This is a genomic window from Enterobacter sp. IF2SW-B1 (genome assembly GCF_001743375.1).
In the GTDB taxonomy this organism is placed as follows: domain Bacteria; phylum Pseudomonadota; class Gammaproteobacteria; order Enterobacterales; family Enterobacteriaceae; genus Enterobacter; species Enterobacter bugandensis.
Genome location: NZ_MJAA01000001.1, coordinates 782,526 through 794,966, shown reverse-complemented (window position 1 = coordinate 794,966; position 12,441 = coordinate 782,526). Strand labels below are relative to the sequence as shown.

The 12,441-nt window shown below is 59.9% G+C and carries 9 protein-coding genes; 2 read left to right on the top strand and 7 right to left on the bottom strand.

Going from position 1 to position 12,441, the window contains the following annotated elements; translation table 11 throughout:
* Positions 1-43 precede the first annotated feature (43 nt).
* Together A6013_RS03895 and A6013_RS03890 are read right to left on the bottom strand one after the other, a co-directional pair.
* Positions 44-2,407 carry a TIM-barrel domain-containing protein gene (locus tag A6013_RS03895; RefSeq protein ID WP_069732592.1) on the bottom strand — a complete coding sequence of 788 codons (2,364 nt, stop codon included), beginning with the start codon at positions 2,405-2,407 and terminating at the stop codon, positions 44-46.
* A 17-nt stretch (positions 2,408-2,424) separates the two neighbouring features.
* Entirely contained in the window at positions 2,425-3,726 is a 1,302-nt protein-coding gene (locus A6013_RS03890; RefSeq protein ID WP_028012467.1) for an MFS transporter, read from the bottom strand.
* A 288-nt stretch (positions 3,727-4,014) separates the two neighbouring features.
* Between A6013_RS03890 and A6013_RS03885 the strand changes: the two genes are divergently transcribed.
* Complete coding sequence (locus A6013_RS03885) at positions 4,015-5,088, top strand: LacI family DNA-binding transcriptional regulator (RefSeq protein ID WP_069732591.1); 1,074 nt, start codon at positions 4,015-4,017, stop codon at positions 5,086-5,088.
* Here A6013_RS03885 and A6013_RS03880 read toward each other — a convergent pair.
* The 4 genes from A6013_RS03880 to A6013_RS03865 form a co-directional block, all read right to left on the bottom strand.
* Positions 5,085-6,341, bottom strand: coding sequence for a DUF1479 domain-containing protein (locus A6013_RS03880; protein ID WP_069732590.1), 1,257 nt, complete (start codon positions 6,339-6,341; stop codon positions 5,085-5,087). The genes A6013_RS03885 and A6013_RS03880 overlap by 4 nt on opposite strands.
* A gap of 149 nt (positions 6,342-6,490) precedes the next feature.
* Entirely contained in the window at positions 6,491-7,306 is an 816-nt protein-coding gene (locus tag A6013_RS03875) for a Cof-type HAD-IIB family hydrolase (protein ID WP_048999329.1), read from the bottom strand.
* Between the two features lie 166 nt (positions 7,307-7,472).
* Positions 7,473-9,905, bottom strand: a complete 2,433-nt coding sequence (locus A6013_RS03870) for a formate C-acetyltransferase/glycerol dehydratase family glycyl radical enzyme (RefSeq protein WP_048999330.1) — start codon at positions 9,903-9,905, stop codon at positions 7,473-7,475.
* A gap of 4 nt (positions 9,906-9,909) precedes the next feature.
* Complete coding sequence (locus A6013_RS03865) at positions 9,910-10,809, bottom strand: glycyl-radical enzyme activating protein (RefSeq protein WP_069732589.1); 900 nt, start codon at positions 10,807-10,809, stop codon at positions 9,910-9,912.
* 127 nt (positions 10,810-10,936) lie between these two features.
* On the opposite strand from A6013_RS03865, the gene fsa reads away from it, so the two are divergent.
* Entirely contained in the window at positions 10,937-11,599 is a 663-nt protein-coding gene (gene fsa / locus A6013_RS03860) for a fructose-6-phosphate aldolase (RefSeq protein ID WP_069732588.1), read from the top strand.
* Positions 11,600-11,688: 89 nt separating this feature from the next.
* Here fsa and moeB read toward each other — a convergent pair whose 3' ends face one another.
* On the bottom strand, positions 11,689-12,441 hold the full coding sequence (gene moeB, locus A6013_RS03855; RefSeq protein ID WP_069732587.1) for a molybdopterin-synthase adenylyltransferase MoeB: 753 nt from the start codon (positions 12,439-12,441) through the stop codon (positions 11,689-11,691).

Here is a 12,441-nt window from a genome sequence, read left to right as displayed (position 1 = left end):
CTCTCCCTGTGGGAGAGGGCTAGGGTGAGGGCATCAGGCCGCACTACACCACCCACTCGCTCCCTTCAACCCCGTTCACCCGCAGCGTACGTTTTTCCCCTACAGGTAATGACACCTTCAGCGTCTTCCACGCCGGACGATAATCCCCGCGCGCGTTGACCTTCAGGTTGATGGTTGCGCCATCACACTCCATTTCCCATTCCACCCACAGCGCATTGCCCTTCTGATAGCCCCAGCTTTCACCGTCGTCTTCAAACAGCAGCCCCGTGGTTGTGCCGACGCCTTTAACCGGGAACAGCTTCAGCTCGCGGGTCGTATCTTTTTCAGCACTCACATGCGTGATGCGCTCGCTAAGCGGCAGACCGGCCCCGGCGCGCACCAGCAGCGGCAGTTTTTCCAGCGGCGCGTCGCAGGTGATCCACTGTCCGCCGGAGAACCACGCGTGGGTGTAAAAATCGTACCAGCCCGTTTCGTTATCTGGCAGCCAGACGCGGCGCTCGCGCTGCCCGGCTTCTACGACGCTGGCGACCAGCAGGTCGCGGCCCAGCAGGAAGTCATCGCACTCTTCGAAGGTCTGCGCGTCGTGCTCGTGGTCGAGGAAGGTCGGGCGCAGCATCGGCTCGTCGTCGGCGTGCGCCTGCCAGAGCAGGGTGTAGAGATACGGCAGCAGGCGGTAGCGCAGCTCAATCGCGCCGCGAATGGCAGGCGTGACGCCCGGATACATCCACGGCTCGTTCACCGTGTGGTCATCGTTCCACGAGTGAATGGTAAAGCGCGGGTGCATTACGCCGTTCTGCACCCAGCGCACGAACAGCTCGGCGTCCGGCTTGTCGCCGGAGAAACCGCCGACGTCGTGCCCGACGTTGAACAGCCCGGACAGGCTCATGCCCAGCCCCATGCGGATGTTATAGCGCAGGGTGTCCCAGTTGGTGCGGTTGTCGCCGCTCCAGGTCTGAACGTAGCGCTGCATCCCGGCGCAGCCGGAGCGGGAGATGAGATACGGGCGTTTTTCCGGCGCAAAGCGCTGCTGCGCTTCCAGCGAGGCGCGCATCATCAGCAGCGGCATCACCGGGCGAATGTGCTTGATGGCGATCTCCTTGCCGAAGCCAAAGCAGCGGGCTTCACCGTCCCACACTTCATACTCGTTGTTGTCGTTCCAGGTAGAGTCGATACCCATTTCCAGCAACTGCGTGGTCACGCCGTTCTGCCACCACTGCACCGTCTGCGGGTTGGTGAAGTCGAGGTGCGAGCCTTCGTCATCCCAGAAGCTGGAACGTTCAGGCGCATCGGTTTCTGAATCACGGATGAACAGGCCGCTCTCCGCCACTTCGTTATAGCGGGGATGATCCTGCAGCAGGCACGGCTTGATATTGGCCGCAAGCTTCAATCCCGCGTCGTGGAAGGCCTGGCTCATCGCCTTCGGCTGCGGCACTTTGTCGTAGTTCCAGTTGAAGACGTAGCGCTTGCCGTTGATGGAGGTATAGCCGGACGAGAGCTGGAACGAATCGCACGGAATGGCGTGCTCTTCGCACAGGCGGATGAAGTTCATCAGCTGGTTTTGCGCGTCCGGCGCGTCGGTGTAGTGCATGGTCGAGCCGCTGTAGCCCAGGCTCCACTTCGGCCCAAACAGCGTTTTCCCGGTCAGGCGCACGAAGGCTTTGGTGACGTCCAGCGCGCGCTTGCCGGTAAAGAGGTAGTAATCAATATCGCCCGCTTCCGCCTGCCAGCGGCGATAGGCGGTGTGATAGTTGTCGATCTCGTTGCCCAGATCCAGCCAGCAGCTGCTCAGGTTGTCGTAGAACAGGCCGTAGCTCACGTCGTCGCGGCGGGTGAGGGTGAACGGAATGTGCTTATAAAGCGGATCGGTGCTGGCGGCGTTGTAACCCATGGCGTCCAGGTTACGCATCTCGTAGCGTTTGCCGTTGCGCTGCAGATCGCCCGCTTTCTCACCCAGGCCGTAGAAACGCTCGTCCTTGCGGCGGCTGAGATAGTGCGCCACGCCGTCGCCGTGGGCGTTCAGCAGGTAGGCGCTGGTCGGGCGATCCTGGACCAGCGGCTGCCATTCGCCCGCATCATTACGGTAGTGCCACTCCAGCCACAGGGGCTGGTGGACGGTCACGCGTAGCTGCTCGGTTGCCACCGTCACTGCGTCATCCTGCTGCGTCAGGGTCCAGGCCGGGCAGGAGAAACCGCTCAAGTCGTCACGATGGCGGCCTTCCCACGGCACGTCCTGTTCCGGCGCGATGCTCCAGGTGCGGTCCAGCGCCAGCTCGCCTTTGCGCTTAATCAGCACGCGGAACAGGTTCTCTTCCAGCACATACAGGCACAGGCGGTGCTGATTATCGACCAGCAGCTCCAGATGATTCGCAGACTGCTTATCGACGGTCCAGTTTTTCAGGGTTTTCATATGCAATACATCCACTATCAGGCGCGCTTGGCGCGACGTTCAGCAATAAATGCCACCAGGAAGAGAGCGCCAATCAGGTCAAAAAAGCCCATGGCAATAAAAAGCGGGTTGAAGCCGATTTTGTCGGCGGTCACCCCGATTAACAGGGAGAACAGGAAGCTGGCGATCCACGCCGCCGAGCCGCGCATGCCGTTGACGGTCGCCATCTGGCCTTTGTCGAAGGACTCCACCACCAGCGCGCTCAGCATGCAGGAGATAATCTGGTGCCCGAAGCCGCCGATGGAGATCAGCACGATGGTGATATACGGGTCGCGGGTCACGGCGACGATGGCCAGAGAAATCATCAGAAACGCGCCGGTGACGGAGCTTGCCACCACCGAGTTCACGCGGGAGCAGCCGAACCAGCGGGTGTACAGGCGCGTCAGGTAGCCGCTTGCCACGCTGCCGAGGTCGGCGGCGAGGAAGGGCAGCCAGGCAAACATCGCAATCTGCTTCAAATCCATGCCGTGCTCTTTGGCGAGGTACAGGGGTACCCAGAAGCTCAGCACCGCCCAGGCGGGTTCTGCCATAAAGGCCGGGATGGCGATACCGTAGAAGCGTTTGTTTTTCGAGACGGTTTTCAGCGCGGTCAGGAAGGGCAGCTTGACCGGTGCGGGTTCGTTATCCTGCTTGATAAACGCCAGCTCGTCGCGGCTCAGGTTCGGGTGCTGTTCCGGGTTGTGGTAGAACGCCCACCAGAGGATCACCCACAGCAGCGCCAGCACGCCGGTAAACATAAACGCGCCCTGCCAGCCGAACGACGCGTGAGCAAAGTAGATGATAGGCGGGGCCAGCATCGCGCCGATGGAGAAGCCCACGCCCGCCCAGCCGGCGGCAACGGGACGCTCTGATTTCGGGAACCATTCACCGATGGTTTTTGCGTTCGCTGGCGTGGCGGCAGCTTCGGAAGCACCCATAAAGAAGCGCAGGATCGCGAGATGCAGCCAGCTTCCGGCACCCGCGTGGAAGATACACATCAGCGCCCAGATCCCGGCGCAGACCATAAAGCCAATCTTCAGGCCGATAACGTCAATCAGCCAGCCGCACAGGGGCTGGAAAATGGTGTAGGCGATCTGAAACGCGCCGACTATCCAGGAGTACTGCTCGGTGGTGATCCCGAGGCTCTCTTTCAGTTCCGGGGCGAGGATCCCCAGTGAGTTACGGGTGATGTAGTTAACGGTGACGCCAAGTAAAAACAGCACCAGCACGTACCAGCGCAAATTCTTAATGACGCGACGGGTTTTGCTTGTCGCAACGGTGTTATTGATGTCCTGACTCATTTTACTCTCCACAAGACGGACGGTAAGGGGACGGAGGTTCAGGTGTCACACAGATTGTTATGCCTTTGATTTCTATCCGCTTAGAATGCTTAAGTTGCTATACAACTAGTATGGAAGCTGTGTGACAAGTTCACCTTAGGGAAGAAAATGAGAGGGCAAAAGTGGATTTTGTGCAAAATTTCTCATAACTGACGTAAACCCTCTGGCATGATGGTCTTTATGTCAGTTATTGCCTGATGAACACGCTATGAAAATTTTTTCATTTCGCAAATGGAGCCAGATCACAAAATGGACAAAAGGCTAAAAATCACCGAAATCGCCGCCCGTACCCAGCTCTCCATCAGTACGGTTTCCCGTGTGCTGGCAGGCAAAGCGAATACCAGCGAAAAGGCGCGGGCTAAGGTGCTGGCGTGCGCGCGGGAGCTGGGGGTGATGGACGGCATGGCGGCGGGGCGTCTGCTGCTTAACAGCCTGGTGGTTTTTGCCCCTCAGCGTGCCTTCGACGAGCGGTCCGACATCTTTTACTACCGCGTGATCCAGAGCGTGAGCAAAGGGCTTGCCTCGCACGAGGTTCGGCTGCGCTACTGCGCGCTGGAGGAGAACGACAGCGACGCCCAGATTTTTCTGGCACGCATGAACGAGCCGGATACCCAGGCGGCCATTCTGCTCGGTATCGACGATCCGCATATCCACGATCTGGCGGTGGATGTGGGGAAACCCTGCATGCTGATTAACTGTCGGGACCGCCGCATGCGCCTGCCTGCCGTTGCCCCGGATCACCGTGCGATTGGCGAGCGGGCGGCGGAGTACCTGTTCGAGATGGGGCACCGCGAGGTGATGAACGTGCTGTGCCTGCGTCGCTACACCATGGAGCTGCGCCTGGCGGGGATCCGCGACGCGTGGCACGTCCATAATCTCAGGTTTAACGACAGGCGCGACCTGCTGGTGGTGCCAAGCTTCAGTGCCAGAGAGACGGAGCAACTGGTGAGCGAGTGGCTTAACCAACAGAAGGGAAAAGACCTGCCGACGGCGTTCCTGGTAGGCGGGGACTTTATGGCGGCAGGCACCATCAGCGCGCTGCAAAATCACGGTCTGCGCGTGCCGCAGGACGTCTCGGTGATGAGCATTGACGGCTTTAATCTGGCGGCGATTCAGGATGTGCCCTTAACGGCGGTGCATGTTCCCCGCGACGAGCTGGGAACGGAAGCGGTGCATATGCTCCAGCAGCGGCTGATGCGCCCGGACGCGCCGGTAGGAACATTGCTGCTGAACGGCACGCTGGCCGTTCGGGAGTCGGTACGGCGGATACGTCAGGGGAAACGACGCACCGCCGTGGAGCGGGAAGGGCTGTACGACAGTTAAGCCATGCCCAGCGCGCGCTTGCCGTGGATATTGAGATCGTTCACGGTAAAGCGGCCCTGCCAGCTTTTTTCATAATCCTCGCGCGGGAAGTCTCCCGGCGACGCGCCGGTCTCCAGCGCTTCCTTGACCTTCTTCGCGTAGGCGAGGTTCTTCTCGCACATTGGCGCGGCGGGGATGTACATCACATTGCCCCAGCCCTGCTGATTTTCCACCGGCGCGACGGAGTGGATCACGTCGCAGTGCCACCACACGGAATCGCCGGCTTCCAGCGCCGGAATACTGGTTAATGCTTCGACAAGCAGCGGGTGCCACTTCTCGGAAATCGGCAGCACGCGCCCCGGCGCCACGCCGCAGAGTTCGTCTTCCGGCACGTCGTCCAGCAGCGGACGCAGCAGAATGTAGGCCATTGCTTCCGGGATCGGCACCACGTGCAGCAGCCCCTGGCCGGGGATCATGTCCGACAGCGCCGTCCAGCCCTGGAAGGTGCGGAACACCGAGCATTTGGTGGTGTTATCCACGGTGTATTCTTCCACTTCAGTACGGTGCGCGGCGTTCCACGGATCGTATTTCTCGACGTTGCCGTCAAACACGCGGGCAAACACCTGCTGGTAAGCCGGCAGCAGCCAGCGCTCCAGCGCGCCGGAATCGGTATGCGCCCCCAGCCCTTTGGAGGTGGTTCCCGGCGGACGGCGGCGAATGCGGTCCGGATAAATCACGCTGACGTCAGGGTTAAACCACTGCTTACCGTTGCTCTCGAATGTCCATAAACGGTTCAGGAACGACTGCACCTGCGCCATCGCTTCACTCTGGCGCGCCTGCATTTGCGCCTGGGACCAGTAGATCGGGTAAATCTCCGGACGGGAGGCGGTTAAGGTGCCGAAGAAGTTGTCGCCCGGCCCTTTGTATACCTCGTCAAACTTGTTCAGATCGAGGTAGTCGAGCATCGACCGATCCCACGCCAGCGCCTGCTCGCGGGGGAAGTGACCTTTAATCACCGCGCAGCCGCGGCGCTTAACGGCCTCGCGCTGAGCGTCGGTAATCGTGCCGTTTTTCACATCTGCAAACGGAATCACCGGCCAGACGGATTCGCCTTTATTTTTCAGGGCGTTGATCTCCGCCACGCGGGTGGCGATTTTATCGCTGAGCTTGTCGAACACCGCCTGCACGTCGCCGATCTGCGCGCGTAACTCACGTTTTAACTGACGGATTGCCGCTTTGTGGTCCGCTGGCAAGGTTTCACTGGTAAAGGTCATAACTGCCTCGCATCTTTCATTCGAAAGTAAAAATGTCTACAAGTGATACTTTAAGTTAAAAATAAGTTAATGCAAGTTTAAAAACTTGACGCAAGCCACAGGTCGGAAAAAGAGTGAGAGGCCGGAGCGGGGCTCCGGCGAGGAAAGGATCAGACGTCGAAAGGAGAGTGGTTGTCGAGCACGGCCTGAATCACGTTCAACGCGCCCTGATGGTTGTTATCGTCGGTGCTGTAGCGGCTAATGTCTTTAATGCTCTGCGCCGCGTTGCCCATCGCAAAAGAGTATTTCACCAGCTTCAGCATCTCGGCATCGTTGCCGCTGTCGCCAATGCCGACGCATTCCTGCGGGGAGATTTTCCAGCGTTTCAGCAGGCGGCTAATGCCGTTGGCTTTGTGCAGGCCGGGGATAATCAAATCGACAAAACCGAAACCGCTGGTGACCGGCTTCATGATGCCGTCCAGGGAGACGTGCAGTTTATCGACCAGGTTCGGGATATCGCTGTCCGGCAGGTTCAGGGAGAACTTAAACAGCACGTCGTCGATTTCGCGGTAATCGCTGATGCGTTTTAAGCGGTGATAGTGCTTTGACATCAGCGCCACGAAGGCGTCCGGGGCTTTGTCGCTGACGTAGGCGCTCTCCAGACCGCAGGCTACAAAGTTCAGCCCTTCGTCTTTCAGCAGTTCGCCAATAACGATCTGCGACTCATGGCGGGTCAGCTCGCCGTGGAAAACCTGTTCGCCGTGGTCGAACACCAGCGCGCCGTTCTCCGCCACGAAGGAGATCTGCTCTTTCAGCTCGGGGAAGAAGGAGATGAGCTGGTAATACTGGTTACCGCTGGCGACAACGAACTCAATATTGCGGGATTTAAGCTGCTCAAACTGTGCCTGGAAGCGGTCACGATCGTACTGCTTGGCATCATCAAGGAAAGTTCCGTCCATATCGGTGACGATAACTTTAACGGTCATACTGTGCTCCTGGGTCACTGCGTTTTGAAACATTCTAATAACAAGGTGACGGGGAGCACAAATTTAATTTCGAATGAAAGTCAGAAAGCCGGGTGGCGGCTTCGCCTTACCCGGCCTACGGGGAGACTCTGTAGGCCCGGTAAGCGCAGCGCCACCGGGCGTTTTCTTACAGCGTATGCTCAGTACGGGCGATAATATCGTCCTGCGCATCCGGCGACAGGGCGGTGAAGAACGCCGAGTAACCCGCCACGCGCACTACCAGGTCGCGGTACTGGTCCGGGTGCTTCTTCGCTTCCAGCAGCGTTTCGCGGGAGACAATGTTGTACTGAATATGCCAGCCCTTGTGCACCTCGAAGAAGGTACGCAGCAGTACCATCAGCTTCTGGCGATCGCTGTCGTTTTCCAGCGTCGACGGATTCAGCTTCTGGTTAAGCAGCACGCCGCCCAGGATCGCCTCGGTAGGTAGTTTACCGACCGAGCCGATCACCGCCGTCGGGCCGAGGTGGTCCGTACCGGAGGCCGGGCTTGCCCCTTCCGCCAGTGGGGTATGCGCCTTACGTCCGTCCGGCGTCGCCATCGTCGCCGCGCCAAACGGCACGTTCGCGGAGATGGAAGAGGTGCCCGCGTAATAGTTACCCCCAATCGGGCCGCGGCCGTAGCGCGGGTTGTGGTACTGCTTCAGCTCTTCAATGTAGGTCTGATAGGCTCGGGTCAGCAGCATGTCCACGCTGTCGTCGTCGTTGCCGTACTTCGGCGCGCCGTTGATCAGGCGCTGGCGCAGCTGCTCGTGGGTCAGCCCGTCGAAGTCATCCGCCAGCGCCGCCGCCAGCTGCTGCTGACCGATAGCGCCCTGCTCAAAGACCAGCTTTTTCACCGCTGCCAGGCTGTTGCCGAGGTTGGCGATACCCACCTGCAGGCCGGAGACCCAGTCATACTTCGCGCCGCCCTGCTTGATGCTTTTCGCGCGTTCGATGCAGTCGTCCACCAGCGCCGAGCAGAGAATGTCGTGGACGTTCTCCTCCAGCATGGTGTCTACCACGTACTCAATTTCGATAGATTTGCGGGTGTAGTAGCGGATCTGGGTATCCCACGCCGCCATCACCTCCTCGAAATTGTCGAAGTTACCGGCGGAGAGCGCTTTCTCCTGCGGCAGGAACACCTTGCCGCTGGTGGCGTCGCGGCCGCCTTCCAGCGCGGCGAGCATCACGCGGGCGAAGTTGATAAAGCTCATGCCGGTGCAGCGGTAGCCCCACTTGCCGCCTACCGCGGTTTCGATGCAGCCGATGGCCGCGTAGTCATAGGCATCATCGCGCTCAACGCCGAGCTTGATAAATTCCGGGATCACGATTTCGTCGTTGTTAAAGGCAGGCATCCCGAAGCCGCAGCGGATCACCTGCACGCAGGCGTCGAGGAAGTCGTTGCTCATGCCCGCGTGATAGCGCACGCTCAGGTTCGGCTGGGTGGAGCGCAGGCGACCGCAGGACTCCAGGATCGCGTAGGAGAGCGGGTTCACCGCGTCCATCGGCTCGCCGTTGACCAGCTTCTGACCACCAATGGTGACGTTCTGGTACAGCGGGCTGCCGGCAGAGGCTTTGGAGTGCGAGCCGGAGCGGATTTTGTTCACTTCCAGCAGCTTCAGCCAGCAGCTGTGCAGCAGCTCGATGGCGTGCTCGCGGTCCAGGCTCTGGTCCAGCTCCACGTCCCGGCGGTAGTACGGATAGAGATACTGGTCCATCCGCGCAAACGACACGGAGTGGCCGTTGGACTCAATCTGCAGGATCAGCTGAATGAAGTAGCACAGCTGCAGCGCCTGCCAGAAGGTTTTTGGCGGCTCGTGGGCAATCACGTCGCAGTTTTCCGCCATCGCCAGCAGCTCGTCGCGGCGGCTTTCGCGGGTTTCCGTAGACGCCATCTCACGCGCCAGGTCGGCGAAGCGTTTGATGTGCAGGCTGACGGCTTCCAGCACGATATCAATTGCCTTCAGGAACTGATCGCCGTGCAGGTCTTCCAGCACCGTCAGGTTGATGCGCGAGCGGCGCTCGTCCACTTTGGCGCGCAGGCCGTCGAGACCTTTCTCCAGCACCAGCGGGAAGTTTACCGCCAGGTGGGCGTCGCCGGAGGTCATGTTGCCTTCGGCTTTGATGATGCCGGTTTCCAGCAGGCCTTTCTGCTCGTCGGTGAACATGCCGTAGCAGCGGTCCTGCACCGTCTGGCCGCGCCACCACGGGCAGATTTCATGCAGCACACGCTTGTTCTCTTCGCTCACCGCGAAGCCCGCACCCGGACGGTCCGCCAGATCGTCAATCTCTTTCTCAATCCAGGAGACGGTATATTCCGGGAAGATCGGCGCGGCGCGCACTTCGCTTGCCTGGTTGCCGATAATCAGCTCGTCGTGCTTGATCCAGATGGTGCGTTCCGCCAGGTGATGTGCCAGCGCCAGGGCGCGACGCACCGGGATCGGCTTGTCCATGTGCTGCTGGTACATTTCGGTGTAATGCTGCGCGCGCTCGGTACAGACCGGCGGCTTGACGATATGCACCAGCGCCATTTTATGCGCTTTAATACGTTCGCTGAGGGTGTTGAGATTCAGGGTGGTCATAGGTTTATCCTCGTAAGGTCGCGGTTAACCCTTTCTGGCAGGCGTACTGCTGCGCGAAATCCAGCAGGGCAGGGTTATCCAGCGGTTTGTCAGGGGCAGAGTAGGGTTGGCTGAGCAGGGTGTATTTGTTCATGCCCAGCGTGTGATACGGCAAAAAATGAATATCATCGACGCCGAGTTCGTCGGCGGCGAAGTTGGTAATGGCTGTGATGGACGCTTCATCGGCGTTAAAGCCCTGGATCAGCGGCACGCGGATGGTGATCTTTTTCCCGGCAGCGGCGAGGCGCTTCAGGTTGTCCAGGATCCGTTTGGCCGAACCGTCGGTCCACTGTTTGAACACCGCTCCATCGACGTGCTTAAGGTCGGCAAGGAACAGATCGACGTACGGTAATGACGGCTCGATATAGTGCCACGGCACGTGAAGGCAGGTTTCGACGGCGGTGTGGATACCCTGTTCGTGGCTGGCCTTGAACAGGGCGTGCGCCAGCTCCGGGTTCATAAACGGCTCGCCGCCGGAGAGGGTGATCCCGCCGCCGCTGCGGTCATAAAAGGGTTTGTCGCGCAGCACGGTGGTCATGATCTCGTCCACCTGCTTCTCTTCACCGCAGACGGTAAGCGCCTGCGTCGGGCAGCAGTCGGTGAGGGCGTTAAGCGTCTCTTCACTCAGCTTTTCGCGGTGGATGACCAGGCCATTGAGCGCGCGTTCGATACAGCCCGGTGCCGCCAGCTGACACAGGTCGCAGCCTTCCAGACACAGGCGCGCGTCAAACAGCACGTCCCGGCTGCGCGAGCGGCTTTCCGGGTTCTGACACCAGCGACAGCCCAGCGAGCAGCCTTTCAGGAACACCACGGTTCGAATACCGGGGCCGTCGTGGGTGGAATAACGCTGAATATTGAAGATCATATTTTTGCCCTCAAGTTGCATGTGAAGATTAAATGACTTTCGAATGAAAGTTATCTTGATGCAGGTCAACTCTTGAGCAGGTTTTGTCGTGATAGGGTAAGTGCAGGCTAATTTTGAGGGTGACATCATGGAACTTTATCTCGACACATCTGACGTTGCGGCAGTCAAAAAGCTGGCGCGTATCTTCCCGCTGGCGGGCGTGACCACCAACCCAAGCATTGTGGCGGCAGGAAAAACGCCGCTCGACGAGCTGCTGCCCGCGCTGCACGACGCGTTGGGCGGTAAGGGCCGTCTGTTTGCGCAGGTAATGGCAACCACCGCCGAAGGGATGGTGGAAGACGCGCGCAAGCTGCGCGCTATCATTAACGACCTGGTGGTGAAGGTGCCGGTGACCGCAGAAGGGCTGGCGGCCATTAAGATGCTGAAAGCGGAAGGGATCCCGACGCTGGGCACGGCGGTGTATGGCGCCGCGCAGGGGATGCTGTCCGCCCTGGCCGGAGCAGAGTATGTGGCCCCTTACGTTAATCGCGTGGACGCGCAGGGCGGGGACGGGATTCAGACCGTGATTGAATTGCAGCAGCTGTTGGCGCTGCATACCCCGCAGTCAAAGGTGCTGGCCGCGAGCTTTAAAACCCCGCGTCAGGCGCTGGACTGCCTGCTGGCAGGGTGCGAGTCCATCACGCTGCCGCTGGACGTGGCGCAGCAGTTTATTACCTCGCCTGCGGTGGATGCGGCGATCGTGAAGTTTGAGCAGGACTGGCAGGGGGCGTTTGGACGGACGTCTATCTGACGGGTGCGGCCTGATGCCCTCACCCCAACCCTCTCCCACAGGGAGAGGGAGCAAACACTAAAACGGCAACCTGAAGGTTGCCGTTTGCTTTAACCTCCGCAAACCTCACACCCCGGATTGCGCATCAGCTTCATCTCGCGGAACTGACAGGTCATCGCGTCATACATCACGATTTTCCCCGCGGCAGGCGTGCCGTAGTGCGCCAGCACTTTAATCGCTTCCATTGCCTGCAATGAGCCAATCACGCCGACGAGTGGTGCCATCACGCCCGCCTCGACGCAGGTCAGCGCATTCTCGCCAAACAGACGGCTCAGGCAGCGGTAGCAGGGTTCACCATCCGCGTACGTGAAGACGCTAATTTGCCCCTCCATGCGGATTGCCGCGCCGGAGACCAGCGGGGTTTTGTGGGCAAAACAGCCCGCGTTCAGCTGGTTACGGACGGCGACGTTATCGGTGCAGTCGAGCACCAGATCGTGCTGCGCAATCTGCGCGAACAGCGCGTCGTCATCCAGCATCGCGTCAATCAGGGGGAACTGAACGTTGGGGTTGATGCGCGCCAGCGCCGTGCGGGCAGAGTCTACTTTCGGCTGGCCAACCGTCGCGTCGCTGTGCAGCGTCTGGCGCTGCAGGTTGGACACCGAGACGGTATCGAAATCCAACAGCGTCATCCTGCCCACGCCCGCCGCCGCAAGATACTGCGCGGCGGCGCAGCCCAGCCCGCCGAGACCGACGACCAGCACATTGGCTGCCTTAAGCGCTTCCTGACCCTCAAAGTCAAACCCGCGCAGCACGATCTGGCGGTTGTAGCGCATCATCTCCTGGTCGCTCAGCTCCACCGTCAT